Origin of the sequence: Cupriavidus sp. Met-2 (assembly GCF_049843575.1) — a bacterium.
Lineage (GTDB): Bacteria > Pseudomonadota > Gammaproteobacteria > Burkholderiales > Burkholderiaceae > Cupriavidus > Cupriavidus metallidurans.
Genome location: NZ_JBBHZL010000002.1, coordinates 594,112 through 618,343 on the forward strand (window position 1 = coordinate 594,112; position 24,232 = coordinate 618,343).

The 24,232-nt window shown below is 63.4% G+C and carries 25 protein-coding genes and 2 tRNA genes; 15 read left to right on the forward strand and 12 right to left on the reverse strand.

Annotation, left to right across the window (positions count from 1 at the left end):
• The first annotated feature begins 152 nt into the window (after positions 1 to 152).
• Positions 153 to 1,676, forward strand: a complete 1,524-nt coding sequence (locus tag WD006_RS07945) for a fumarate hydratase (RefSeq protein ID WP_008642400.1) — start codon at positions 153 to 155, stop codon at positions 1,674 to 1,676.
• A gap of 164 nt (positions 1,677 to 1,840) precedes the next feature.
• Entirely contained in the window at positions 1,841 to 2,653 is an 813-nt protein-coding gene (murI, locus tag WD006_RS07950) for a glutamate racemase (RefSeq protein WP_029307414.1), read from the forward strand.
• Here murI and WD006_RS07955 read toward each other — a convergent pair.
• A complete protein-coding gene (locus tag WD006_RS07955) occupies positions 2,643 to 4,958 on the reverse strand; it encodes an AAA family ATPase (protein WP_029307413.1) in 2,316 nt (771 codons plus the stop codon). The two genes, murI and WD006_RS07955, sit on opposite strands and share 11 nt — an antisense overlap.
• A 456-nt stretch (positions 4,959 to 5,414) precedes the next feature.
• Between WD006_RS07955 and WD006_RS07960 the strand changes: the two genes are divergently transcribed.
• From WD006_RS07960 to hemP, 4 genes are all read left to right on the forward strand, one after another.
• Positions 5,415 to 6,074: an energy transducer TonB gene (locus WD006_RS07960; protein WP_011516982.1), complete on the forward strand. Its 660-nt coding sequence runs from the start codon at positions 5,415 to 5,417 to the stop codon at positions 6,072 to 6,074.
• Between the two features lie 53 nt (positions 6,075 to 6,127).
• Entirely contained in the window at positions 6,128 to 6,859 is a 732-nt protein-coding gene (locus WD006_RS07965; protein ID WP_008642395.1) for a MotA/TolQ/ExbB proton channel family protein, read from the forward strand.
• Between the two features lie 32 nt (positions 6,860 to 6,891).
• Positions 6,892 to 7,305, forward strand: a complete 414-nt coding sequence (locus WD006_RS07970) for an ExbD/TolR family protein (protein ID WP_029307411.1) — start codon at positions 6,892 to 6,894, stop codon at positions 7,303 to 7,305.
• 208 nt (positions 7,306 to 7,513) lie between these two features.
• Positions 7,514 to 7,840, forward strand: a complete 327-nt coding sequence (hemP, locus tag WD006_RS07975) for a hemin uptake protein HemP (RefSeq protein ID WP_011516984.1) — start codon at positions 7,514 to 7,516, stop codon at positions 7,838 to 7,840.
• A 210-nt stretch (positions 7,841 to 8,050) separates the two neighbouring features.
• Here hemP and WD006_RS07980 read toward each other — a convergent pair whose 3' ends face one another.
• Positions 8,051 to 8,458, reverse strand: coding sequence for a heme-binding protein (locus WD006_RS07980; protein ID WP_008642389.1), 408 nt, complete (start codon positions 8,456 to 8,458; stop codon positions 8,051 to 8,053).
• Between the two features lie 247 nt (positions 8,459 to 8,705).
• Positions 8,706 to 9,032, reverse strand: a complete 327-nt coding sequence (locus tag WD006_RS07985; RefSeq protein WP_011516986.1) for a hypothetical protein — start codon at positions 9,030 to 9,032, stop codon at positions 8,706 to 8,708.
• A gap of 173 nt (positions 9,033 to 9,205) precedes the next feature.
• Between WD006_RS07985 and WD006_RS07990 the strand changes: the two genes are divergently transcribed.
• Positions 9,206 to 9,291: transfer RNA gene (locus WD006_RS07990), tRNA-Leu, on the forward strand.
• An 8-nt stretch (positions 9,292 to 9,299) separates the two neighbouring features.
• On the opposite strand, the gene WD006_RS07995 is transcribed toward WD006_RS07990, so the two are convergent.
• Positions 9,300 to 10,388 carry a YeiH family protein gene (locus WD006_RS07995; RefSeq protein WP_029307410.1) on the reverse strand — a complete coding sequence of 363 codons (1,089 nt, stop codon included), beginning with the start codon at positions 10,386 to 10,388 and terminating at the stop codon, positions 9,300 to 9,302.
• A 102-nt stretch (positions 10,389 to 10,490) separates the two neighbouring features.
• On the opposite strand from WD006_RS07995, the gene WD006_RS08000 reads away from it, so the two are divergent.
• On the forward strand, positions 10,491 to 11,408 hold the full coding sequence (locus tag WD006_RS08000; RefSeq protein WP_029307409.1) for a LysR family transcriptional regulator: 918 nt from the start codon (positions 10,491 to 10,493) through the stop codon (positions 11,406 to 11,408).
• A gap of 15 nt (positions 11,409 to 11,423) precedes the next feature.
• Here WD006_RS08000 and ybaL read toward each other — a convergent pair whose 3' ends face one another.
• From ybaL to WD006_RS08040, 8 genes are all read right to left on the reverse strand, one after another.
• Positions 11,424 to 12,650: a YbaL family putative K(+) efflux transporter gene (gene ybaL, locus WD006_RS08005; RefSeq protein WP_011516989.1), complete on the reverse strand. Its 1,227-nt coding sequence runs from the start codon at positions 12,648 to 12,650 to the stop codon at positions 11,424 to 11,426.
• A 392-nt stretch (positions 12,651 to 13,042) separates the two neighbouring features.
• Positions 13,043 to 13,116 (reverse strand) — tRNA-Cys (locus WD006_RS08010).
• A gap of 370 nt (positions 13,117 to 13,486) precedes the next feature.
• Entirely contained in the window at positions 13,487 to 14,209 is a 723-nt protein-coding gene (arsH, locus tag WD006_RS08015) for an arsenical resistance protein ArsH (protein ID WP_011871430.1), read from the reverse strand.
• Positions 14,202 to 14,624, reverse strand: coding sequence for an arsenate reductase (glutaredoxin) (arsC, locus tag WD006_RS08020; protein ID WP_009876563.1), 423 nt, complete (start codon positions 14,622 to 14,624; stop codon positions 14,202 to 14,204). The genes arsH and arsC overlap by 8 nt, the downstream gene beginning before the upstream one ends.
• Positions 14,621 to 15,853, reverse strand: a complete 1,233-nt coding sequence (locus WD006_RS08025) for an MFS transporter (RefSeq protein WP_009876564.1) — start codon at positions 15,851 to 15,853, stop codon at positions 14,621 to 14,623. The genes arsC and WD006_RS08025 overlap by 4 nt, the downstream gene beginning before the upstream one ends.
• Before the next feature lie 2 nt (positions 15,854 to 15,855).
• Complete coding sequence (gene arsB, locus WD006_RS08030) at positions 15,856 to 16,926, reverse strand: ACR3 family arsenite efflux transporter (RefSeq protein ID WP_011871431.1); 1,071 nt, start codon at positions 16,924 to 16,926, stop codon at positions 15,856 to 15,858.
• A 10-nt stretch (positions 16,927 to 16,936) separates the two neighbouring features.
• On the reverse strand, positions 16,937 to 17,431 hold the full coding sequence (locus WD006_RS08035) for an arsenate reductase ArsC (protein WP_009876566.1): 495 nt from the start codon (positions 17,429 to 17,431) through the stop codon (positions 16,937 to 16,939).
• A gap of 4 nt (positions 17,432 to 17,435) precedes the next feature.
• Positions 17,436 to 17,759 (reverse strand): ArsR/SmtB family transcription factor, encoded by a 324-nt coding sequence (locus tag WD006_RS08040; RefSeq protein WP_009876567.1) that lies wholly within the window; start codon positions 17,757 to 17,759, stop codon positions 17,436 to 17,438.
• A 725-nt stretch (positions 17,760 to 18,484) separates the two neighbouring features.
• On the opposite strand from WD006_RS08040, the gene WD006_RS08045 reads away from it, so the two are divergent.
• The 7 genes from WD006_RS08045 to WD006_RS08075 all read left to right on the forward strand — a co-directional run bounded on the left by WD006_RS08045 (position 18,485) and on the right by WD006_RS08075 (position 24,211).
• Positions 18,485 to 19,231 (forward strand): hypothetical protein, encoded by a 747-nt coding sequence (locus WD006_RS08045; protein ID WP_011871432.1) that lies wholly within the window; start codon positions 18,485 to 18,487, stop codon positions 19,229 to 19,231.
• 118 nt (positions 19,232 to 19,349) lie between these two features.
• Positions 19,350 to 19,562, forward strand: a complete 213-nt coding sequence (locus WD006_RS08050; protein WP_009876569.1) for an AlpA family transcriptional regulator — start codon at positions 19,350 to 19,352, stop codon at positions 19,560 to 19,562.
• Between the two features lie 42 nt (positions 19,563 to 19,604).
• Positions 19,605 to 20,480, forward strand: a complete 876-nt coding sequence (locus tag WD006_RS08055; RefSeq protein WP_011871433.1) for a ParA family protein — start codon at positions 19,605 to 19,607, stop codon at positions 20,478 to 20,480.
• Complete coding sequence (locus WD006_RS08060) at positions 20,464 to 20,724, forward strand: hypothetical protein (RefSeq protein WP_009876571.1); 261 nt, start codon at positions 20,464 to 20,466, stop codon at positions 20,722 to 20,724. The genes WD006_RS08055 and WD006_RS08060 overlap by 17 nt, the downstream gene beginning before the upstream one ends.
• Complete coding sequence (locus WD006_RS08065) at positions 20,717 to 22,381, forward strand: ParB family protein (RefSeq protein ID WP_009876572.1); 1,665 nt, start codon at positions 20,717 to 20,719, stop codon at positions 22,379 to 22,381. The genes WD006_RS08060 and WD006_RS08065 overlap by 8 nt, the downstream gene beginning before the upstream one ends.
• Positions 22,382 to 22,396: 15 nt before the next feature.
• On the forward strand, positions 22,397 to 22,957 hold the full coding sequence (locus tag WD006_RS08070; RefSeq protein WP_009876573.1) for a DUF2857 domain-containing protein: 561 nt from the start codon (positions 22,397 to 22,399) through the stop codon (positions 22,955 to 22,957).
• Positions 22,958 to 22,960: 3 nt separating this feature from the next.
• A complete protein-coding gene (locus WD006_RS08075; protein WP_011871435.1) occupies positions 22,961 to 24,211 on the forward strand; it encodes an STY4528 family pathogenicity island replication protein in 1,251 nt (416 codons plus the stop codon).
• Positions 24,212 to 24,232 lie beyond the last annotated feature (21 nt).

A 24,232-nucleotide genomic window follows, 5' to 3' on the forward strand; every position in this document is an offset into this window, starting at 1 on the left:
CGCGCGCCGGGACGGTTGCCCGCCACGCGGGTGACGCCTGCGCCCCATCACGCTACCAAACCTCGTGTCGACGGCTGTATGCAAAGCGGCAGCCGTCGCCGCGACGGTGTATGATTCCGGGCTGTGTTTCACCGCTGCCCATCCCCCACAAAATGACAGTCATCAAGCAAGAAGACCTCATCCAGAGCGTCGCCGATTCCCTGCAGTACATCAGCTACTACCATCCGATGGACTACATCACCAGCCTGGGCCGCGCCTATGAGCTGGAAAAGAGTCCGGCCGCCAAGGATGCGATCGCGCAGATCCTGACCAACAGCCGCATGTGCGCCGAAGGCAAGCGCCCGCTGTGCCAGGACACCGGCATCGTGACGGTCTTCCTGAAGGTGGGCATGAACGTGCGCTGGGATGGCGCCACGATGAGCCTGGAAGACATGGTCAACGAAGGCGTGCGCCGCGCGTACAACGACGTGGACAACAAGCTGCGCGCCAGCGTGCTGGCCGATCCGGCCGGCAAGCGCACCAATACGAAGGACAACACCCCGGCGGTGATCAACATGTCGATCGTTCCGGGCGATACGGTGGACGTGATCGTCGCAGCCAAGGGCGGCGGTTCCGAAGCCAAGTCGAAGTTCGTGATGCTCAACCCGTCTGACTCGATCGTCGACTGGGTGCTCAAGACTGTGCCGACCATGGGCGCCGGCTGGTGCCCGCCGGGCATGCTGGGCATCGGCATTGGCGGCACGGCTGAAAAGGCCATGCTGCTGGCCAAGGAAGCCCTGATGGAGCCGATCGACATTCAGGACCTGCTCGCCCGCGGCCCGAGCAACCGCGCCGAAGAACTGCGCATCGAGCTGTACGAGAAGGTCAACGCACTGGGCATCGGCGCGCAGGGCCTGGGCGGCCTGGCTACCGTGCTCGACGTGAAGGTGCTGGACTACCCGACCCACGCGGCCAACCTGCCTGTGGCCATGATCCCGAACTGCGCGGCCACCCGCCACGCGCACTTCACGCTGGACGGCAGCGGCGTCGCCAAGCTGGAAGCGCCGGACCTGTCGCAATGGCCGAAGGTCGAGTGGGCACCGAACACCGAAACGTCGAAAAGCGTTGACCTGAACACGCTGACGCCGGAAGAAGTCGCCTCGTGGAAGCCCGGCCAGACGCTGCTGCTGAACGGCAAGATGCTGACCGGCCGTGATGCCGCGCACAAGCGCATCGCCGACATGCTGGCCAAGGGCGAGAAGCTGCCGATCGACTTCACGAACCGCGTGATCTACTACGTAGGCCCCGTGGATCCGGTACGTGACGAAGTGGTTGGCCCGGCTGGCCCCACCACCGCCACCCGCATGGACAAGTTCACCGAGACGATGCTGTCGCAGACTGGCCTGATCGCGATGATCGGCAAGGCCGAGCGTGGCCCCACCGCAATCGAATCGATCCAGAAGCACAAGTCGGCCTACCTGATGGCCGTGGGTGGCGCTGCCTACCTCGTGTCGAAGGCGATCCGTGGCGCCAAGGTCCTCGCCTTCGAAGACCTCGGCATGGAAGCCATCTACGAGTTCGACGTCAAGGACATGCCGGTGACGGTGGCCGTGGATAGCTCGGGCACGTCCGTCCACAAGACCGGCCCCGCCGAGTGGCAGGCCAAGATCGGCAAAATTCCGGTCGCGACGGCCTAAATCCGGCTACTTGTAGTACGCCCCTCTCCCGCTGCGTGGAAGAGGGGTTGGGGGAGAAGGTGCAGTGGTTCAAATCGCGACTTGTCGTAGATGGAACAGCCCGCCCTCTCCCCTTCCCTCTCCCACAAGCGAGAGGGAAGCAAACCCTCCTCGACACTGCGCGCGTGAACCCCTCCCCCGTCGGCATCTTCGATTCTGGCCTTGGTGGCCTGTCGGTCCTGCGTGAAGTGCGCGCGCTGCTGCCGCATGAGTCGCTGCTCTACTTCGCCGATTCCCGTTACGCCCCGTATGGCGAAAAGCCCGAGCGGTTCGTGGAGGCGCGCACGCTGCAGGTTTGCGAATGGCTCGTCGCGCAGGGATGCAAGGCACTGGTGATTGCCTGCAATACCGCAACGATGCATGCGGTGCAGACACTGCGTGAACGTCTTGCCGTGCCGATTATCGGCGTGGAGCCGGGACTCAAACCCGCCGCCGCGGCCAGCCGCAGCAAGGTGGTGGGCGTGCTGGCCACGGCCAACACGCTGAAGAGCGCCAAGTTCAACCGGCTGCTGACCTCGCTCGGCAATGAGAGTCGCTTTCTCTGCGAGGCAGGCGTCGGCCTGGTACCGCTGATCGAGCAAGGTGATGTGTCGAGCGACACGGTCCGCCAAACCCTGGGTACCCTGCTATCACCGATGCTCGAGGCCGGCGCCGACACCCTTGTACTGGGCTGCACCCACTACCCGTTCCTGTCGGAAACGATTGATGACCTGGTCGGCGGACGACTGGCGCTGATCGACACGGGCGTGGCCATCGCACGCCAACTCGCACGCAAGCTCGCGGAGTTCGACCTCGCGGCCAGCCCCGACACGGCGCCGAGCGTGCGCTACCTGTCCACCAAGGACGCTGCCCATCTGCGCGAAATGGCCGCAGCGCTACTTCATGTCGAGGCCAACGCCGAGACGGTCGTGATCGAACCTGCTCCAGCTACTGAATAAAGCCCAGCGGCTTGTGATGCCGCACCTCGGGCTTCACGGCGTGTTCCTGACGTAGCTGCGCCAGGAATTCCTCGGGCGTCAGCGCTTCGCCAAGCACCACGCACTGCCGTTTGACTGTCGCGAAGTCGCCCGGTGTCAGGCAATCCATCCCATCGAGTTCCCGGCGAATGGCGTCGGTCATGTTCGCCGCATCGCCATCGAGTGCTTCGTCGACGAACATCGAGATCCGTTGCGCCGGCTTGAGCGCCTGGAAGCGAATCTTGAACGAGAACCGACGCAGCGCGGCTTCGTCGATCCGATCGAACAGATTGGTGGTGCAGATGAAGATGCCGTTGAAGCGTTCCATGCCCTGCAGCATCTCGTTGACTTCGGACACCTCGTAGTTGCGCACCGCTTGCTGGCGGCTTTGCATAAAGCTGTCGGCCTCGTCCAGTAGCAGCACCGCCCCGTCCTCCTCCGCGCGCGCGAACATGGCCGCGATCTGCTGCTCGGTCTCGCCCACATACTTGCTCATCAGGTCGGAAGCGCGGCGAATCATAAGCGGCAGATCTAGCTCGGCGGCGATGTGCTCGGCCAACGCGGTCTTGCCCGTGCCCGGTGGCCCATAGAAGCAGAGCGTGCCGCGCTTGCGCGCGCCGAGGGCCTGCACGATCTTGTTCACCGCGTAGCGCGTTTCCAGATTCAGATTATCCAGGCGGTAGTGCGTCACCACGGGACGCGCCTCCGCTTCGGGCTGCAATCCCATGGCGCGATCCGCGTGTTCAAGCTGCCGCAGTATCAGCGCTTCCACGGGTTCCTCGACATCGGGCCGCGCCAGCTCCACGAACCGCGCGGCTGACTGTACCTGCGCCGGTGTCAGCGTCTTGCGGGCTGCCAGCGTGGCGATGAAGGCATCACTGACGGCCAGACCGCCCAGGTGCTTGCGGATAATGTTCTCGCGCACCAGCGGCGGCGGGATCTTCAGCTCCAGGTGGAACTGGAAGCGGCGCAGGTATGCCGGATCGATCTGCCGGATCGAATTCGAGATCCAGATCACCGGCACCGGATTCTGTTCCAGCGTCTGGTTGACCCATGCTTTGCCGTTGACCGAACCGCGCGTGTCTTCCTGGCCGAACAGGCTCATCAGCTCGCGCGCGCTGCCCGGAAATACGTCCTCCACTTCGTCGAACAGCAGTGCCGTGCGCGGCCGCCCGCGCAGAAAGGCCTGCGAGACCTGCAGCGACCGATACCGATCCTTGCCCGAAAGACTGTTGCCGTCTCGATCGAAGCAGTCGACTTCATAAAGCTCGCACTCGGCCTCACGCGCGATCAGTCGTGCGAACTCGGTCTTGCCTGTGCCGGGCGGGCCATAGATCAGGACATTGACGCCGGTGGCATTCTGGCGCGTGGCATTGGCCATCAGCGCCGTGAGGTAACGGGCGTCGGCTTCCACATGCGGATAGTCGCTCGTCCCCAGCGTCGGCGGTGCGGCTGGCCGCGTGAACACGGCCATCATGTCCGCCTCGCTGGCGTAGTTGCCAAGCAGGACGTGCAACAGGCGATCGGACAGGCGCATCAAATCGCCCAGATCGGTCACGCTGTTTTCCGGCAGGGGTTGCTCGATCAGATTGAGGGTCTCGAGCCGCGAACCCGGGCGCAGCGAGACGGCAATATCGCCGGGGCTGGCACCAGTCAGGCCCGCCAGGATCTGGAACGCTTCCTGGCTGTGAGCGACCTTGCAGTCGACCATCACCGCGCGAAGATCGCGCTTGTACTTCGCCAGCGCCGCGAACAGCAGCAACTTGCGCTCATGCTCGGGCAGGTTGAGCACGTGGCTGAGCATGTCGATGTTGCGCACCAGCAGCACGCGTTCGCCATCGAGCCTCGCCGTAATAGCGGCGGATGAGGCCGCGAACACGGCAAACATGTCCTTGGCGTGGTATTTGACGTACTCGTCGAGGTAGTAAAACAGCGCACTTTCATCGAAGGCACTGTTCCATTGGCCATGGCGATCGAGAAATTCTTCCGGGGAAAGCCTTGCGGCCCCCTTCCACGCCGGCATGTCGGCACAGCGCGCCGACAGAAACCGCTGCACGCGCAGCACCACACCGTAGGGCCAGACCATTTCCTGCGCGCTGACGGTGAGCACGTCATTGATATTGCTGCGCAGATTGAAGCGGGGACCCAGCGCGCAGACCACGCGTAGCGCGAACTGGGCGCACATCCAGTCCAGCGGCGACGTCCCCGCGACGCCGGACGAGGCGCGCAACAGCGTGGTGCGGTCGTCCATCATGCGGTCGTCATCAGCAAAACGGGTAAAGTCCATTGCCAGTTCCCTTCGCACGGGGCGTTCGGCGTCCGGACCGCGGGGAACGCGCTGCACCTGTGCCGTGTCTGCCGCTAATGGCTGTATTTGTTAATCCTAGCGCGGTTTTGCGGGTGTGGAGCATCGGCGAGACGTTGCGTTACGCGAGCTGGCCCACGTAACGCACCCGCAACCCCGGAGTGCCGATTGATGCGGCGCGCATCCGGGGATGGAAAGAATCCCGATCACGCATTGCACAATGCGCAACAAATAAGAATCATTATCGTTTATACTGTCGCCCTGATACGCTACCCAAGAGTGGCGCTCCCCCCGGGAACCGGTTTCTTCGAGGTATCTATTTCTGGAGCGTTATCATCATGGAACTGCTATTGAGCCTGCTGGTCGGATGTGGCATCTCGCTGATCCTGTTCTACCGCAAGTGATTGCGCCATCTGGCGTACACCTGTCGTTCTTCACATGTTCGATCAACGTTTCTTCAAGATCACCATCGCGGTCCTGCTGTTCCACGCAGGACTGCTGTATTTGATCCAGAGCGGGCTGGCTCGCAAGATGACGGAAGCTGTCATCGCCCCCGAGATCATTGCCCGCATCATCCCGATGGAACCTCCGCAGCAGCCGCCGGCGCCAGAGCCGCCCAAGCAGCAGCCGCAAACACCGCCCAAGCAGGTCAAGGTCGTGACACCACGCCCGACGCCGCCCAAGCCACAACCCACGCCTACGCCCGTGGCATCGCTGCCGCCCTCGCCTACCGCGATCGAAGCGCCGCCCGCTCCGCCTGCGCCACCGGCGCCCGCTCCCGAGCCCGCCGCACCTGCCGCCCCGGCGAATGCCGCACCGCGTGCAGTGGGTATCGGCGAGATCGCATGTTCGCCGCCGCAGGTCACGTATCCGTCGCAGTCGCGGCGGATGGGCGAAACCGGCAAGACCGTGGTGCGTTTGACCACGGACGAAACCGGGCATGTGGTAAAGACTGCCATTGTCACGTCGAGCGGATCGACACGCCTGGATACGGCGGCGGTCAACGCTGTGCAGGCGATGCGTTGCAAGCCCTATATGGATAATGGTCGAGCCGTGGCGGTGACCGCCCAGCAGCCGATCAATTTCGAATTGAACTGATTTCCCGGAATCTTTCCGACACTTCCTTACACTGACCCTTTTCAGGAACCACCATGCAGGACCTCGGACTTTCCCACCTCTGGTCGCAAGGCGATTTCGTCATGCGCGCGACCGCCATCATTCTGCTGATCATGTCGCTCCTGTCGTGGATCGTGATCCTCACCAAGGCGTGGGATCTGATCCGCCTCAAGAAGATGGCGCACGGCGCGGAAAAGCGCTTCTGGCATTCCGACGATTTCGACCACGCGCTCGACACGCTCGGCGCCAACGATGCCAACCCGTTCCGCATGCTGGCCGTCACCGGCCGTGAGGCGGCTCAGCATCACCGCGCCAGCCAGCCGCAATTGCACGACGCACTCGACATCTCGGACTGGCTGACCCGTTCGCTCAAGAGTGCGATCGACGAAGCCGTGGCGCGGATGCAATCAGGTCTGGCCATTCTGGCGTCGGTGGGTTCGACGGCCCCGTTCGTCGGCCTGTTCGGCACCGTGTGGGGCATCTACCACGCGCTGATCGGCATTGGCGCCTCCGGCGTGCCGACGATCGACAAGGTTGCCGGCCCGGTGGGCGAAGCGCTGATCATGACCGCCTTCGGCCTGGCCGTGGCGATCCCGGCCGTGCTCGGCTACAACGCGCTGAGCCGCGGCAACAAGGGCGTCATCAGCAAGTTGAACCGCTTCGCGCACGACCTGCACGCCTATTTCGTGACCGGCGCCCGTGTGCGCCCGACCACTGGTGGCGTCCGCGCCGATGACGCGTCGGTCCGCCTGGCCGTCAAGAACTAAGTCTGCCCGGCAGACGCAGGAAGGAAAGCATCATGGCATTCGGCACGCTCGACGGAGACGATGACGAGGTGATGAGCGAGATCAACATGACGCCACTGGTCGACGTCATGCTGGTGCTGCTGATCATCTTCATCATCACAATTCCCGTCATCAATCACGCGGTGAAGATCGACCTGCCGCGCGCGACTAACCAGCCCAACGACTCCAAGCCGCAGAGCATCAACGTCTCGATCGATGCCCAAGGCAAGGTGTTCTGGAACCAGCAGGAAGTTGACGACGCCACGCTGGATCAGCGCATTTCGGAAGCCGCCTTGCAGCAGCCGCAACCGGAGTTGCATCTGCGCGCGGACCGCGAAGTTCGCTACGAGCGCGTCGCCCAGGTCATGGCCGCGGCGCAGCACGGCGGCCTCGGCAAGATCGGGTTCATTACCGAACCGAAGCACTAGACCGGTCGCGCAACTGTGTCATCGCAACAAGGGCACCCCTCGGGGTGCCCTTGTTTTTTAGTGATCGACGCCTTATCTGCTCAGGAGCCGTGTTCGAAGACTGATGTGGGTGTAACGAATTGCGATCGCGCTTGTAATGATAACAATTCTCATTTATGATCATCTCCATCGTCACCGACACCTTTGAATACTTCGTACGGAGAAGACCATGAGCACCCTGAGCCTGCCGATGTCGCAACCGCGTGAAGTCACGCGCCGCCGTCTGTCACTGCGCCGCGTGGAGGTTGTCCAGCAGGACAGGCGGGAGACGTCGACGGCCTCGTCAGCAATCGAATCGGTCAAATCGGCGGTCGCCGCCCTGCCCGCTCGCCTGGAAGCACTGATGCGCCAGGACGCGCCGGCCGTCGGTAGCACCGCGCAGCCCGTACCGCTAGAAGCCATCATGCACGGCGCGACGACGCTGCCGATTCTGCACAACGGGAACGTCTATACGCTGCGTGTCACGCGCTACGGGAAACTGATTCTGACCAAGTGATCTGGTCAGGTGGCCCGGACCGAAAGGTCGGGTATGCAAAGACTTTTGTGGGGACCGCCCCGTACCGGGGCGTTGGGCAGTAGCCAGTCGATTGGATCCCCGGCATAGCAAGCAACTCCAAACCCCTTGCCGTGCCGACCACGCCAGCCATGCCGCCTTTTTATACCGCCCCGCGGACGTTGCGTTCGCGGGGCTTTTTGCTTCGGGCGATCAGAGGCCCAGCGAAGCAATACCAGCGCGTGCGATCTGTGCGTCTTCGGTCGACTTCACGCCCGACACACCAACCGCGCCCACCACCTGGCCATTGGCGACGATAGGCACACCGCCCTCCAGCATGCCGTTCAGTACCGGGGCGGTCATGAACGAGTAGCGGCCATTGTTGATCATGTCTTCGTAGATTTTGGATTCACGGCGACCCAGCGATGCGGTGCGCGCCTTCTCCGTGGCGATGTAGGCCGAGATCGGCGCTACGCCATCCAAACGCTGCATTGCCAGCGGATGACCACCGTCATCGACGACCACAATCGTGACGGCCCAGTTGTTGGCCAGGGCTTCGGCCTCGGCAGCGGCCATCACCTTCTTCACGTCATCTGCCGTCAGTACGGTTTTTTGCTGCATTACCTCTCTCCATCGATTCATGTCAGGGATGAGGCGCAAGTATATCGCCCCCGGGGCGGGCCGATGCATTCCACGACAGCGGCAAAATGTGAAAGACCTTCACCCGACGCACGACTTGACGCATTGTCACGCACGCAAGACACCCGGCAACCCCGAAGGCACCGCAGAGCACGCCTGCCAGTGACCGCCAGAAATGAAAGAAGCCCCAGTCAGGGGCTTCTTTCTCGGATGACATCCTGCCGGTTAATCAGTCATGCCAGCGACCATGACCGTGGCCGCGACCATGCCAGCCCGGGCCGTAGTAGTAGCGGGGCCCACCGCGGTAGTAACCGTAGCCACCATAGTAGACCGGAGCCGGCCGCACCACGACGGGAGGAGGACCATAGTAGGCGGGTCCAGGCGCGACCACCACCGGCGGCGGCGCATAGTAGACCGGCGCTGGCGGGTAATAGGCCGGAGCACCAATCACCACGCCCGGCACGCCGATCGCCACGCCAACGCTCACATGTGCCATTGCAGCGCCCGACATCAGCGCGGCGGTCACACCGAATGCTGCGAACAACCAACGTTTCATGATCGTGCCTCTTGGAATTTGGGTTCTGATAACCGAATTGTAGAGGCTCACGCTTTTTCAGGTGAAACGGCGGGCGCTACATTGTTACCACCGGTAACAGGCACATCACTTCTGTCGCAAGTTGAACAGCTTGCGTCCGGCAGGCTAAGCCACCACAATACCGGGCTTGCCGTGCGGCCGTGGAGAAATTGGTAGACTCAGCAGACTTAAAATCTGCCGCCTTCCGGGCTTACGGGTTCGAGTCCCGTCGGCCGCACCAGGCTCTCCTCAGACCAGCAGCGCGCAAAGCGCAGCACCAACGACCATCAGGAACAGGAAGAGGACGCCCGCCAACGCCAGTGGCTTGCGGCCGGCGCGAAGCAGATCTCCGATGCGGGTGTGCAGGCCGATGGCAAGCATGGCGCAAGCCAGCATCCAGTTATCGAAGCCGATCAGGGCAGGCTTCCAGTCCGCCGGCACCATCTGGGCTGAATTCAGCGCCATCACAGCGACGAACCCCAACGCAAACCAAGGCACCGACCGGAGCAGCCCACGCAGATTGCGCGAGCCACCGGACGCCTGCGACCAGCTCGTGCGAGGCCACAGCGCCATGACCAGCAGCAGGGGGCCCAGTGCGAGCACGCGCACCATCTTCGCGACCACCGCCGCATCGGCCGCGCCATCGCTGACCATCTTTCCCGAGGCAATCACCTGGGCCACTTCATGCAGCGTGGCGCCGGTAAAGATGCCAAAGCTCCGTTCGCTGATGGCAAGGTGCCAGTGTTGCGTGGCGAGCTCGTAGAGCCAGGGGTAAAGCAACATCCCCATCGTTCCGAAAAGCACCACCGTGGCCACCGCCACAGCCGTTTGCCGGTCATCGGTACGCACGACCGACGACACCGCAATCGCCGCCGCCGCTCCGCAAACCGCACTACCGGCGCTGACCAGGATGGCTTCGCGACGGCTCAACCCGAAGAACGACGATCCGACCCACGTGCCGAAGAGCAGCGTGGCGACCAGCATCGTCAGCGGCACCACCACCCCACCGACGCCAAGCGCCGCAATTGCGCCGAATGTCAGGCGAAGGCCGTACAGGGCGACACCCAGGCGCAACAGATGATGGCGCGCGAACTGCATCCCGGGGGCAAGCGGCGCAAGCCAGTGTTTCGGCATCGTATTGGCAGCCACCATGCCGGCGCCCATCGCCAGGGTCAGGGCAGAAAGGCCGTAATGGGCAATCGCGGGGTGATCGGCGAGGACCATGGAGATCCACGCGATGGCGCCAAGCGGTAAGAGCGTGATGAGCCTCATGCGCCAGAGCGCCAGCGCCGACTGCGGAGTCTGGGAAATCGCGGGGGTAACAGGCGTGGAAGACATGGCGGCAACTGATTCTCGTTGGATGCCATGTAGGGTATCGGCGTACATCTAACCCGTAAAACGGGTAATATTGGTAGCCATAACCCTAAATATCGATAAATCATGGATCAGCGCCCGCTACGCCTTACCTTGCGCCAACTGCAGGTGTTCGTGGCTGTGGCCCAGCACGGCAGCACAATCGCCGCGGCCGACGCCCTTGCGATGTCGCAATCGGCCGTCAGCGCATCGCTGGCCGAGCTCGAGCGGGCACTGAACGGGGCGCTATTCGACCGGGTGGCCAGACGCCTTGCGATCAATGAAGCGGGACGGCAGTTCTTTCCCCGCGCACTATCGCTACTCGATCAGGCGCAGGAACTGGAGCGCTTCGCCTCGGAAGGTGGTGTCCAACTGCGCATCGCCGCCAGCAACACCATCGGCAGCTATATCCTGCCCGCCTTGCTGGCGGGCTTCCGCAATGCCCAGACTGGCCCATGCGCACTCGACCTCCGCATCGGCAACACGCAGGATGTGTTGCAGTCACTGATGAAGTTCGAGGCCGACATCGGCCTGATAGAAGGCACGAGCCAGGAGCGCGATCTGCGCAGCGTGCATTGGTGCGATGACGAGATGGTGGTGGTCGTTGGGCCTACGCATCCGTTGGCCGTCGCGGGAAAGCAATCGCCGCAGTTTCACGACATGCTGCGCGACGCAGATTGGATCGTGCGAGAACCAGGTTCCGGCACGCGTGAAATCATCGAGGCCCGCCTGGTACCCGAACTGGGCGCGCTGCGCTTTGCACTGGAACTCGGCAATGCAGAAGCCATCAAGCGCGCCGTCATGAGCGGATTCGGCGTCAGTTGTCTGTCGCTGCACGTCGTACGCGACGAAATCGAGCGTGGGCTGCTCGTCGCACTACGAAGCGACCTGCCCCGCGTGATCCGCCCGCTCCAGCTGGTCGTCCACCAGGACAAGTTTCCCACCCAGGGGCTGCTTGCGTTTACCGAGTACCTGCGAGGCGTGGCGCCAAGTCTCGGCGCCTGACAGCACGGCAACCGATCAGGCAGGTTGCGGATCGCCCTGCTTGTCTTCGCGCGCGGTGTAGCGGTCGAGCAGGTGAAACAGCACGGGATTGAGCACGATCGACAGCAATGCACCCGCAAGGATCAGCGCCTGCCCCCGCTCTGGCAGGATGTCCAGATAGACACCGAGGCTGGCCAGAATGAAGGAGAACTCGCCGATCTGTGCGAGGCTCACGGCAATCGTCAGACCGGTCCGGTTATTCAGGCCAAAGGCCCGCACGATGCCGAGCGCGGCGAGCGACTTGCCGACGACGATAATCAGGAGCGTCGCCAGCACCCCCCAGGGGTCGTTGACGAGCACCATTGGGTCGAACAGCATGCCCACCGAGACGAAGAACAGCACCGAGAAGGCATCGCGCAGCGGCAGTGATTCCTCTGCCGCGCGATGGCTGAATTCCGATTCGGCCAGCACCATGCCGGCGAAGAAGGCGCCGAGGGCAAACGACACGCCGAACAACGCATAGGCGCCGAAGGCCACACCCAGCGCGGTGGCCAGCACCCCAAGGCGGAACAACTCGCGACTACCGGTCCAGACAATGCGCTCAAGCATCCACGGAATGAAGCGCCGGCCAATCACCAGCATCACCGCGACGAACGCGGCCACCTTGCCAAGCGTGGAGAGGACCTCGATCAGTACCTCCATCGTGGTCGGCGCTGTCGCATTGGCATCACCGCCACCAAGCAATCGCGCCATGGCCGGCAGCAACACCAGCGTCAGCACCATCGCGAGATCTTCGACGATCAGCCAGCCCACGGCAATGCGGCCTTGTGGCGACTCGATCAAATCGCGCTCTTGCAGCGCGCGCAGCAGCACCACGGTACTGGCCACCGAGAGTGCCAGCCCGTACACGAGCCCTTGCCCCCAGGACCAGTCGAACCCCCAGGCCACCAACATGCTGAGAGCCGTGGCGATGCTGATCTGGACGATCGCCCCCGGAATGGCGATTCGCTTCACGGCCATCAGGTCCTTGACCGAGAAATGCAGCCCGACGCCGAACATCAGCAGGATCACGCCTAGCTCCGCAAGCTCCGGCGCCAGCGTCTGATCTGCCGTGTAGCCAGGCGTATGCGGCCCCACGACGATGCCCGCGCAAAGATAGCCGATCAGCGGTGGTAGCCTGAACTTGTTGGCAATCGCACCCAGAATGAACGCCAGCACGATACCGCCGACGATTGTGCTGATGAGCGGGGTGGCGTGATGCATGCGTCTGGGGTTCCTTTATGGTTGTCTCGATGTTCTGGGGACCACCCGCCCCTCGTGGCCGCCCTTACGGGCATCGCACGACGAGATCATGCCCCCGCGAAGGGCACAAGGAAGAGACGGATAGTACGGGAAGAGCAGACCGCGACGCGCGGGCGCCAATTGCGGCGCAACGCTCCACGGCAAGGAGAGTGCATCGGAATACAACTACGCGAGGTGGATTGCCACGCCAAGCGTCGTCCCGAATGCGGTACGGCCTGACGTAATGTAACACGCGCACCACGCAAGCCAATGTGAGAGAAGTCGCAAAAAATCCGCGATATCCCAAAGAAACTGAATTAGGGAAAGACCGAAAAGCAAAACGGCGCCACATCGGGCGCCGTTTTGCTTGAGACTGGAGGCGGAGGTCGGAATCGAACCGGCGTACACGGCTTTGCAGGCCGCTGCATAACCACTCTGCCACCCCGCCAGGTGACGATGCTGGGTTGTATCCGCATTCGTTGCGACCGTCGTCACCGACATGGCCACAACCCGGAGGCAATCCCGAGAAAGAAAAAGGGAAGCGCTGCTTCCCTTTGGGATTGGAGCGGGAAACGAGTCATGCACTAGAGCGATAAGTCTCTGTTTCCCAATCACTTTCTCCGCTGTGGTGAGCAGCGAAGGCCTGAATTATAGCCTTGTTTTTCGCCCTCGGCAACAAAGTTCATCCAACGACTTCCATTGAAGTCCAAGGACTGCTCTTTTCGCAGTCGCACCGCCCTACGATGCTGTCGCGATGCAATGGGGCCTCCAGTGGCCAAGGCCGTCGTGCGGCGATAGGCGAATGGAATCAGGGGTTATCAGATTACCGCCTGCTGCATGCGCTTGGTCAACGCCTCGGCGCTTTCCTTGCGCTCGCTATACCTGTCCACCAGATACGGCGACGCATCGCGCGTGAGCAGCGTGAACTTCATCAGTTCCTCCATCACGTCCACAATGCGGTCGTAGTAGGCCGACGGTTTCATGCGTCCCGCTTCATCGAATTCTTGATACGCCTTGGCGACCGAGGACTGGTTGGGGACGGTCAGCATCCGCATCCAGCGGCCCAGCACGCGCATCTGATTGACAGCATTGAAAGATTGCGAGCCGCCCGACACCTGCATCACTGCCAGCGTCTTGCCCTGAGTCGGACGCACCGCGCCGACTGACAGCGGAATCCAGTCGATCTGCGTTTTCATCAGGCCGGACATCGCGCCATGGCGCTCCGGCGAACTCCACACCATACCCTCGGCCCACTGCGCGAGTTCGCGCAGTTCCCTGACCTTGGGATGATCCTCGGTCGCGTCATCCACCAGCGGCAGGCCCGACGGGTTGAACAGCCGCGTCTCGCCGCCCAACGCCCGCAGCACGCGGGCTGCCTCTTCGGCGGCCAGTCGGCTAAACGAGCGTTCGCGCAGCGAGCCGTAGAGCAGCAGGAAGCGTGGCGCATGGGTGGAACGTTCGGGTGCCAGTAGCCGTTCCATGTCCGGCGGCTGGAGCAATGCGGCGTCGATGTTCGGCAGGTCGAGACGGGATTCAGACACGACGGCCCTCCACATCCACTACCGGCTCGCCGTCTTCCTTGTTGAACGCGCCGCGCTGCGGTTGCGGCAGGATGTCGAGCACTGTTTCCGACGGGCGGCACAGGCGCGTGCCCAGCGGCGTGACCACGATAGGTCGGTTGATGAGGATCGGATGTTGGAGCATGAAGTCGATCAATTGCTCGTCGCTCCACTTCTGATCTCCCAGGCCGAGTTCCGCATACGGCGTGCCTTTCTCGCGCAGCACCGCGCGTACCGGGATGCCCATCGCGGCGATCAGCGCCTTCAGCATGTCGCGGTCGGGCGGTGTCTTCAGATATTCGATGACAGCCGGTTCCTCGCCGCTGTTGCGAATCAGGCTGAGGACGTTGCGTGACGTGCCGCAATCGGGATTGTGGTAGATCGTGATGTGGCTCATGTCGAGGTGCCTTCGTTCGAGAGAAGCATGGATTGCTGGCGCAGATGCCTGATCACATAGCCGAACAGGATCGCGCCCGCCGCGCTGATGCCGGTCAGGGCCAGCAGCGTGCCGGGATAGCCGTTGCCGGCGGAATACAGCAGCGAGGCCACGAAGGGGCCGGCGGCCACTGCGATCTGCACGGGTGTCGCCATCGCGCCGCTGATGGCGCCATAAGCGGCCCGACCGTACAGCTCGGCGGGCAAGGCGCCTCGTACGATCGTCATGACGCCATTGCCGATGCCGTAGAGCGCGGCAAACACGACATACACCGGCAGCCACTGCTCGGAAGCAAAGAGCAGGAGCAATGACAGCGGCAGCAGACTGATGGCCGCCATGCCGACCTGGCGCGTGCTGGCCCGCTTGCCGACCGTGGCTTGCACCACACGGCCGAGTACCTGCATTGGCCCGATCAGCGCACCGACCCAGGCCGCATTTGCGGCAGAGATGCCATGTGCCTGCAAGACTGGGATCATGTGCAGCGACATCGCCGCGAACACCAGTGCATTCAGCGTCACAGCCGCCGTGACGAGATAGAACACCGGTTCGCGCATGACCGCGGTGAGATTGCGGGATCGGGTTTCCGTCCGCGCTGGGGGTGTGCCGTGTGCCGGGCCGCGTCCCTTTGGCAGGCTGGCATGGATGGGCAGGCAGATCAGCAGGTTCGCGGCCGCATAGATCAACCAGACCTCGCGCCAGCCGACGTGTTGCAACAGCGTTTGCGTCAGCGGCCAGAATACCGTGCTGGCGAAACCGCCGAACAACGTCAGGTGCGTGATCGCCCGGCGATAGTTGCTGCCATGGACCTGCGTGATGACCGCGAAGGCCGGCTGGTACAAGGTCGCGCTCATGGCCACGCCGATACCGGCCCACACGAGGTAAAGCTCCGTCGCGTTGTGTACCCGCGAGAGGCACGCGAGCATGACGGCGGCCAGCAAGGCGCCGCTTCCCATCAGCAGACGTCCACCGATGCGGTCGATGATGCTGCCGGCCGCGGTCGAAAGCAGTCCCGAGATCAGCAAGGCCACCGAATAAGCCCCGACGATGGCGGGCTTGGACAGGCCGAGTTCGTCCTGCATGGGCTGCATCAGGACGCCGTAGGCGTAGAACATCGACCCCCACGCGACGATCTGCGTCAGTCCGAGCGAGGGAATCAGCCAGCCGCGAGAGCGCGGGATGGTGTTGTCCATGATTACGCTTGGCGCTCGTACCAGCCGCGCGAGCGGTTGACCACGCGCACCACCAGCAGCATCACCGGCACCTCGATCAGCACGCCAACCACGGTGGCCAGCGCCGCGCCCGAGTGGAAGCCGAACAGACTGATGGCGGCGGCCACGGCCAGCTCGAAGAAGTTGCTCGCGCCGATCAGTGCCGAGGGGCCGGCGATGCTGTGCTTCTCGCCTACCTTGCGGTTGAGCCAGTACGCCAGCCCGGAATTGAAGAACACCTGGATCAGGATCGGCACCGCCAGCATGGCGATCACCAGCGGTTGCCGGATAATGGCCTCTCCCTGAAAGGCGAACAGTAGCACCAGCGTCAGTAGCAGCGCGGCGATCGACAGCGGGCCAATACGTTCCAGCGCCCGGTCGAACGCAACCTGACCCCGGCGCAGCAGCGCCCGGCGCCAGAGCTGCGCGAGGATGACAGGAATGACGATGTAGAGCGCGACCGACACCAGTAGCGTGGCCCATGGCACGATGATCGACGACAGGCCCAGCAGGAGGCCGACGACGGGCGCGAAGGCGAACACCATGATGGTGTCGTTCAGCGCCACCTGCGACAGCGTGAACACCGGATCGCCGCCGGTCAGCCGGCTCCACACGAACACCATCGCCGTGCAGGGCGCGGCGGCCAGCAGGATCAGCCCGGCGATGTAGCTGTCCAGCTGCCCGGCCGGCAGCCACTGTGCGAAGACATGGCGGATGAAGATCCACGCCAGCAGCGCCATCGAAAACGGCTTGACCGCCCAGTTCACAAACAGCGTGACGCCGATGCCGCGCCAGTGTCGCCTGACCTGGCCGAGTGCGCCGAAGTCCACCTTCAGCAGCATCGGCACGATCATCACCCAGATCAGCAAGCCCACCGGCAGGTTGACCTGGGCGACTTCCAGCTGGCCAATGGCCTGGAACGCGCCCGGCGCGAACTGGCCCAGCGCGATGCCGGCAACGATGCACAGCAGCACCCACAGGGTCAGATAGCGCTCGAAGCTGCTCATGGCAGATGCGGCCGGCGCGTGACCGGCCGCTTCGGTTTCTGTAGTCATCGCGCCGCCCTTACTGGCGGCCGATGTCGCGCAGCTCGCGCTGCAACGACATGGCGTCCAGGCGCTGGAGCGGCAGCGACAGGAACAGTTCAATGCGTCGGCGCAGCGTGATCGCGGCGTCGAGGAACGCTTTGCGCTGTTGCTCCTCAGTGCCCTCGACGGCTGCCGGATCAGGGACGCCCCAATGCGCCGACACCGGCTTGCCCGGCCACAGCGGGCAAGCCTCCCCAGCAGCGTTGTCGCAAACTGTAAAGATGAAGTCGAACACCGGCGCACCCGGTGCCACGAACTCGTCCCAGCTCTTGCTGCGGTAGCCGGTCGTCGGCAGGTGCAGCCGCTCCAGCGTGGCAAGTGCCAGCGGATGAACCTCGCCCTTGGGGTGACTGCCCGCCGAATAAGCGTGGAAGCGGCCCTTGCCCAGCTCGTTGAGCATGCCTTCGGCAAGGATGGAGCGGGCGGAATTACCCGTGCAAATGAACAATGCGTTGTAGATCGTGTCGGTCATGGCGTCAGCAGTCGCAGCGGGTGGATTCGGAAACCTCGCACACTCCGCCTTGGCAGCAATGCTCGGTCAGGTAGCCGATCAGGCCGTTCATGTGGTCGTATTCGGCGCGATAGATCAGGTTGCGGCCTTGCTGCTCGATGCTGACGAGGCCGGCGTGGGCCAGTTCCTTCAGATGGAAGGACAAGGTGTTGCGGGCCACGTCGAGCTGGTCGGCCAGCACGCTGGGCGTGAGTCCTTCCGGGCCGGCGACGACCAGGGCGCGGAACACACGCAGGCGCTGGGTGTGCGCCAAGGCGCTCAGGGCGGAAACGGCTTGATCTTCGTTCATGATTCGATAGTACAACAATTATTGAATTAATGGATAAGAATCAGCGGGCAAGTCATTCATGGCTTCGCGGCATACCGCCGTCGAGTTCTTGGACTATGTTCCGCGCATCACGCCCATCAAAGTCATCGCGGCAGCAAGATGCTTCTATCAAGAGCGGCGGATGCCTTCTCGCACCACGGACTAGTTCAAGGGAAGGCAGGATGCCTAGCGGGCGATAGAACTGCACTGCATCCTGATGCGATGTGACCATGTTTGGCCCACACCGCAGGCGCGTGAACGCAAAGTGCGTTGGATTGAACCAAGCAAAATGCTTCGCCGCAAGATGCTATGTCGATATATCAGGATGCCGAAACAAGCATGACATGCGCGGATTTCTCCAGGTCCCTCTGGACGTGGAGCAGCGGATGCAATCCCCTGCGCCTTGTGAAACCGTGGGGATATCAGACCATATCGAATCGGTCTTGATGTGCTTGACGCACCCCATGACGCTGGCACCGTGAGCGCAATTGTCGAGCGTGCTTCTTCCTTATTACTCGACGGACCGGCAACTGGTCAATTCTTGCATATCGAGCAAGAGAGAACCACCTGTGACGGGTGCCATGATCTCTTCCGTCCATGTTCCAGGGCATCGCCCCAGGCATCAGCCACAGGCATAACGAAAAAACAGCCCCTTGGTGGGGCAAGAAGGAGCCGGTGATGTAGCGCTTCCGAAAGGAGACGAAAACATGCACAAGGAGCCACCACTATCAAAGGTGTTCTATCGTCCCATCGAAGCTGCCATACGGTGGGCTGGGTTGTTGCGGTACGAAGCGGTGATCGTCGCATCGATCGCATCACCGCGTTGTCTGCCGCAGATGTTGGACTGCCCGCGATGGAACGAGTGTCGGCTGTACTCGGAACGCATCTACGACGGTATCCTCAACGCCGAACTACCCTTCGGCAAGAACGGGATCACACTTAATGACCCAGATCTGGTGAGTTCACTCGATCTGACCGTCCGCCATGTCGATCTGAAGCGGTGGATGCGCACCCACTATCCCGAGCATCGGCCGGGATTTCTGTTCAGTCGCGGCGAGCGCATGGTGCATCCCTTCATCACCATCGAGACAGGACAGGCAATCCTGCTGGAACGGCTGGCTCTGCAGGCCGCGCTGGACCATAGCCGACGCGAGATGCGCGAACTGCAACAGCAACACGAAGTCTTGCTAAAGCAGTCCGCCGTACTGCTGGCTCCCAAGCAGTGCGTGATCAGTGATCGGGCGGAAACTACATACCTGAACATCATCGGCGGCATGCTGACGCTGATGCTGAGCCAATCCCCATCCGGCGTGCCGTACTCCAGCTTCAAGACGCAGGAGGCCATCGTCACCGCATTGCTCGCCCACTATGGCGGCACCATGGGCATCACGGAGCGAACCTTGAACGGCAAGTTCGCCAATGCCAGGAAGAATGTCCGTAGCGCAGCCGCGTGAATTCTTCCATCTTGTATGTGCAGTCGCGGAGATTGCATTTGCAATGTTTTTCCGCAGCCATGTCTATTGAATAGAGGTCACGCCAACAAACGCTACTGAGCGTTCAGGAGTGACCGCCATGTCGCAAATACCTGTACTGCCACCGCACGAGCGCCGCATCCTGCGGCTCGATGAAGTTGAAGCGAAGTCCGGCTTCAAACGCGCCCACATCTACAACCTGATGAAGAAGCGCCAGTTTCCGCAGGCGTTGCGCCTGGGCGTGCGCGCCGTGGGCTGGGATTCGGTCGAGATCGACCAGTGGATCGCCGAACGCCTCAACAACCGGACCTGACCCGCTCCCCCTCGATTTTCCCATCGCCAAACGGAGAGCGCCATGCAGGTCGTATCCATAATTTCAACGAAAGGCGGCGTAGGCAAGACGACTACGGCCGCCAACCTCGGCGGCCTCGCCGCGGACGCGGGGCTGCGTGTGCTGCTGCTCGATCTCGACGTGCAGCCGACCTTGTCGTCCTATTACGAGCTGGCACACCGCGCTGCCGGCGGTATCTATGAGTTGCTGGCGTTCAACGAACGCGCCCTCGATCAGTTGGTGTCCCGCACCATCATCGCGGGCCTGGACCTGGTGCTCTCGAACGATCACCGGGGTGAACTGAACACGTTGCTACTGCACGCGCCAGACGGACGCCTGAGACTGCGGCACCTGCTGCCGGCGCTGGCGCCGCTTTATGACCTGGTGCTGATCGACACCCAGGGTGCACGCTCGGTGCTGTTGGAGATGGCGGTGCTCGCCTCTGACCTGGCGCTGTCGCCCGTGACCCCGGAAATTCTCGCTGCCCGCGAACTGCGACGCGGCACCATGCAGTTGCTGGAGGACATCGCGCCATACCGGCACCTCGGCATCGAACCGCCATCCCTGCACCTGCTCATCAATCGCGTCCACCCCGTGTCCGCGAATGCACGGATGATCCAGCAGGCGCTGCGCGACCTGTTCCAGGACCATGCCGGCATATGCGTGCTGGGCACCGACGTGCCGGCCATCGAGGCCTATCCGCGCGCCGCAACCCGCGGCCTGCCGGTGCATCGCGTCGAGCATCGCCAGCCGCCGGGCAGAGTTGCGCCCGCCGCGCTCGACACCATGCGCGCGCTCGCCGGCGAACTGTTCCCACAGTGGCAAGACAGATTTGCCCTCGTGTCCGGCCGTCCTCCTCGTTCCATTGAAACCGGGAGGTCACATGGCGAACGCACATGAACTGGCCCGCGGCCACAAACGGCTGCGCGCCCTGATTGAGTTTGCGGTGAGCGAAGGCTGGCACGTCAAGCGCACACGGGGCGGACACCTCAAGTTCACCAAGGCCGGCTGCGCCGCCATCTACACCAGCTCAACAGCGAGCGACTACCGGGCGGATCTCAACGCCCGTGCACAGATCCGCCGCGCCGAGCGCGAGGCCCGCATGGCCCGGGCCGTCAACGCCGAGGGATGTGGTCATGGCTGAGATGACCTCCCAGGACATGGCCGGCAAGCTGCTTGCCGCCGGGTTCGAGCGCAGTGGGCCATCGGCCACGGCCTTGAGCGACCCGATCGCCGACACGCCGATGGTCGTGACGCTGGACCAGTTGCGGCCCTACGACCACGACCCCCGCAAAAAGCGCAACTCGGCCTACGATGAAATCAAGGCCTCCATCCGAGAGCGCGGCCTGGACGCGGCGCCAGCGATCACACGCCGTCCTGGCGAGGCGCACTACATCATCCGCAACGGCGGCAACACCAGGCTGGCGATCCTGCGTGAACTCTGGGCGGAGACCAAGGACGAACGCTTCTTCCGCATATCGTGCCTGTTCCGGCCGTGGCCTGCGCGCGGAGAGATCGTCGCCCTGACCGGGCACCTCGCCGAGAACGAACTACGCGGCGGCCTCACGTTCATCGAGCGCGCCCTGGGCGTCGAGAAAGCCCGCGAGTTCTATGAGGCTGAAAGCGGCACCACCCTGAGCCAGTCCGAGCTGGCCCGCCGCCTGGCCGCCGACGGCTTCCCAGTCCAGCAGTCGCACATCAGCCGCATGGCTGACGCGGTGCGCTACCTGCTGCCCGCGATCCCGACCGTCCTATACGGGGGCCTCGGCCGCCACCAGGTCGAGCGGCTGTCGGTCATGCGCAAAGCCAGCGAACGCACGTGGGAGCACTATGCCAAAGGCCGCTCCCTGCCGCTGGACTTCGACAGCTTCTTTCTGGAGGCGCTGTCGCAATTTGATGTCCAGCCCGACGAGTTCTCGCCGCCGCGTGTGCAGGACGAGTTGATCGGTCAGATGTCCGAGCTGCTGGGCATCGACTACGACGTGCTCGCCTTGGACCTGACCGAATCCGAGAGCCGCCACCGCGCCCTGGTCAGCGACCCAACCCCGCCATCGGCGCCGCCGGCATTGCCCGAGCCTGGGGCCATCGCACGGCCGCCGATCGAACCGGCACCGCCCCCCACTACAACTGCACCTTCTGCGGGCCACTCTGCCGACGCGCCGACAAGGCCCCGGGACGATGGGGCCCCGAGCGAGGCATCCGCAGCCAGCCCTGCGGCAGCGAATGGCGGTCTGCTTGACGAGCACATCATCTCTCCGGCACCCACGACGGAGCGGCTCCAGTCCATCCAGCGCATGGTCGCCGACCAGTTGGGCGATGCGCTGCCGCCCGACTTCTCGGCCAACGTCTTGCAGTCGATTCCCGTGCAGGCCGGTGGCCTCTATCCCATCTCGGACATCTGGTATATCGACCCTGGCCTCGACACACCCGACCGCCTGCGCATCCACATCGCGCAGTTCGCGCGCGAGATCGCGGGCGAGGCCGACCTGGACGCGTGTGTCGAGGATCGTTCTGATGGCATCGGGTTCACGTGTCGTGCCCCAGCCCAGGCTTCGTCGCCGCTCGCACGCGCCGTGCTCGCACTACTGGTTTCCCTGGCCGGTCAGCAGCCAGCCGGCGTCGGCTTGGACAGCGGGCAACTCATCACAGACCTGCCAGCGCTGTTGCACGGCCAGGGTCAACGTCGTGACGGCGGGGCCCGGCGATTGAGCGACACCGCGCTGGTCAAGCTGTTTCGTCTGCTGCGGCTGGCCCGGCGCCTGCTGGATCTGGAAGCCGGCGCTGTCGGTTCTGGGATCTGAGCGAGGGAGGCCTGCATGTCCGCACCGAACCCACTCAACCAGGCCGTCATCGCGCAGGCACTCTACGACCTACGCAACGGGCAACTGCGTCGCTGCAAGGCGATGGGGTTCGGCGAGGAAGAGCTGGATGCGCTCAAGCATCCGGCGCTGATCAGCGTGCTGGCCAATGCCAACGTCTCCTGGTGCTCTGTCTCGGTGAACCGGGAAGTGCTCCGGCGATTGCTCAAACAGGCGCAGGACGTGGAGAAGGAGATCGCCACCGTCGATCGCATGCTGCGCCTGGGTGCCAGTACCGAAATGGTGAGCCGCTTCTACGGGCTGACACATCAGGAAGTCGCACTTCGGCGCGAAGTTCTCGGCCTGCCCAAACGCAAGGGGCGCCATCCGGTTCTGGACGAGGAGCAGGACACCGAGCTGTGGCGGCGCTGGAAGGTCGTGACCAGCAGCAGGAACGTCGAGCTGGAGGATGAGACCTCGGTTCTTGATGCGGCAATGGACCTCGCCGAAGGCATGGAGCTGCCGCTGTCGGTGGTCTGGGCTGCGATCAAGAACTGGATCGATCAGGGACTGGGTTGAATCATGGCCGTGGACGACGCTGCACCACGAGCACCACGCCAAGGTCCGGTCGCCCTCGCTGATCTGTTCGACAGCGCGCTGAAAGACCTTGCACCGAAACCTCGCCCACTAGCACCGGCTCCCGCCTTCGCATCCGCGACGTCTCCTGTGTCTGCAACCGGCGACGGTTTCCTGTTCAGTGGAAATCGGCACGAGAGCGTGCCGCGACGGCTGTTCCTCGACCGACGCCTGACGCCGCTGGAACGCAATGCCTGGCAAGTCTTCCGGATGATGCTCAACGAGGATGGCGTCACGGCGTTTCCGACGTATGAGCAACTTCGCCCGTGGCTCGCGTCAATGCCCTGCGCCGGACAGGCCTCCCACGAGACCGTGGCACGGGCGCTGACGCTGTTGCGCCTGACGCGCTGGTTGAGTCTCGTGCGCCGCAGGCGCGACCCCAAGACCGGGCGCATCCTCGGCAACCTCTACGTCCTGCACGATGAGCCCCTGACCCCGTTCGAGGCGATGCAGCTCGACCCGGACTACCTGCAGCTCGTCAGCCAAGCCCTGGGCCATTCGGCCAGGGCCGTTCAGGTCGTGGGCTTGCACACGCTCAATGAGATCGCCGAAGACCCGCTGCTGTCTGGCCGCATGCTGCCCTCGCGGCTGCAGGTCCTTGCCGAACGCCTCGCAAGCCAAGGCATTGGGTCGCAGGAGAGTTATCCACAGGAGGACACGGTTCACGATTCCGAAGAAGGGGCGCCGAGCCTTCTTCGGAATTCTGATCGGCCCTCTTCGGATTCCGAAGCAGGGCCAAAACACGCAGCAGACGGCGCTCTTCGGAATCCGAAACAGGACCGTACTGTACGTAGTAGTCGTATTAATGAAGTACGTACTACCGCGCGTGAGCGTGGGCAGGCGCGCGCGATGCCGGGAGTTCGTCTGCCTGATCGCTTTCTCGGCTTGAAAGATGAACAGCAGGCCGGCGCCATGGTGGCATTGCAGCAGGTCGATGCCCCGCTACGCCAGGCCGTGCTGGACGAATGGGCGGATCGCTGTCGTGGCAGCACCATCCGCAACCCGGCAGGCTACCTGTTCGGCATCATCCAACGTGCCATCCGTGGCGAGTTCAACGCATGGGCCAGGCAAGCTGGGTCAGCACCGCCACCTGCCCCTGCACGAGATGCACCGCCTGAGCCACCGCGCAATGTAGTTCCGCCCGAGGTAGCCCGGCAGCACATCGACCGGCTGCGCGACCTTCTGCGCAGTAGCTGAGCGCGACGAGCGACAAGGGCG

What these genes read in the sequence shown, in the direction of transcription:
- WD006_RS08065 (WP_009876572.1), top strand. Translation starts at nt 20,717, where the DNA reads ATGGCTGAGATGACCTCCCAGGACATGGCCGGCAAGCTGCTTGCCGCC.
- arsC (WP_009876563.1), bottom strand. Translation starts at nt 14,624, where the DNA reads ATGAGCCACATCACGATCTACCACAATCCCGATTGCGGCACGTCACGC.
- WD006_RS08045 (WP_011871432.1), top strand. Translation starts at nt 18,485, where the DNA reads ATGCACAAGGAGCCACCACTATCAAAGGTGTTCTATCGTCCCATCGAA.
- WD006_RS08040 (WP_009876567.1), bottom strand. Translation starts at nt 17,759, where the DNA reads ATGAACGAAGATCAAGCCGTTTCCGCCCTGAGCGCCTTGGCGCACACC.
- arsB (WP_011871431.1), bottom strand. Translation starts at nt 16,926, where the DNA reads ATGACTACAGAAACCGAAGCGGCCGGTCACGCGCCGGCCGCATCTGCC.
- WD006_RS07945 (WP_008642400.1), top strand. Translation starts at nt 153, where the DNA reads ATGACAGTCATCAAGCAAGAAGACCTCATCCAGAGCGTCGCCGATTCC.
- WD006_RS07960 (WP_011516982.1), top strand. Translation starts at nt 5,415, where the DNA reads ATGTTCGATCAACGTTTCTTCAAGATCACCATCGCGGTCCTGCTGTTC.
- WD006_RS07965 (WP_008642395.1), top strand. Translation starts at nt 6,128, where the DNA reads ATGCAGGACCTCGGACTTTCCCACCTCTGGTCGCAAGGCGATTTCGTC.
- WD006_RS08075 (WP_011871435.1), top strand. Translation starts at nt 22,961, where the DNA reads ATGGCCGTGGACGACGCTGCACCACGAGCACCACGCCAAGGTCCGGTC.
- WD006_RS08035 (WP_009876566.1), bottom strand. Translation starts at nt 17,431, where the DNA reads ATGACCGACACGATCTACAACGCATTGTTCATTTGCACGGGTAATTCC.
- ybaL (WP_011516989.1), bottom strand. Translation starts at nt 12,650, where the DNA reads ATGCATCACGCCACCCCGCTCATCAGCACAATCGTCGGCGGTATCGTG.
- WD006_RS08060 (WP_009876571.1), top strand. Translation starts at nt 20,464, where the DNA reads ATGGCGAACGCACATGAACTGGCCCGCGGCCACAAACGGCTGCGCGCC.
- WD006_RS08050 (WP_009876569.1), top strand. Translation starts at nt 19,350, where the DNA reads ATGTCGCAAATACCTGTACTGCCACCGCACGAGCGCCGCATCCTGCGG.
- WD006_RS07955 (WP_029307413.1), bottom strand. Translation starts at nt 4,958, where the DNA reads ATGGACTTTACCCGTTTTGCTGATGACGACCGCATGATGGACGACCGC.
- WD006_RS07985 (WP_011516986.1), bottom strand. Translation starts at nt 9,032, where the DNA reads ATGAAACGTTGGTTGTTCGCAGCATTCGGTGTGACCGCCGCGCTGATG.
- WD006_RS08025 (WP_009876564.1), bottom strand. Translation starts at nt 15,853, where the DNA reads ATGGACAACACCATCCCGCGCTCTCGCGGCTGGCTGATTCCCTCGCTC.
- WD006_RS07995 (WP_029307410.1), bottom strand. Translation starts at nt 10,388, where the DNA reads ATGTCTTCCACGCCTGTTACCCCCGCGATTTCCCAGACTCCGCAGTCG.
- WD006_RS08070 (WP_009876573.1), top strand. Translation starts at nt 22,397, where the DNA reads ATGTCCGCACCGAACCCACTCAACCAGGCCGTCATCGCGCAGGCACTC.
- WD006_RS08000 (WP_029307409.1), top strand. Translation starts at nt 10,491, where the DNA reads ATGGATCAGCGCCCGCTACGCCTTACCTTGCGCCAACTGCAGGTGTTC.
- WD006_RS07970 (WP_029307411.1), top strand. Translation starts at nt 6,892, where the DNA reads ATGGCATTCGGCACGCTCGACGGAGACGATGACGAGGTGATGAGCGAG.
- WD006_RS08055 (WP_011871433.1), top strand. Translation starts at nt 19,605, where the DNA reads ATGCAGGTCGTATCCATAATTTCAACGAAAGGCGGCGTAGGCAAGACG.
- WD006_RS07980 (WP_008642389.1), bottom strand. Translation starts at nt 8,458, where the DNA reads ATGCAGCAAAAAACCGTACTGACGGCAGATGACGTGAAGAAGGTGATG.
- hemP (WP_011516984.1), top strand. Translation starts at nt 7,514, where the DNA reads ATGAGCACCCTGAGCCTGCCGATGTCGCAACCGCGTGAAGTCACGCGC.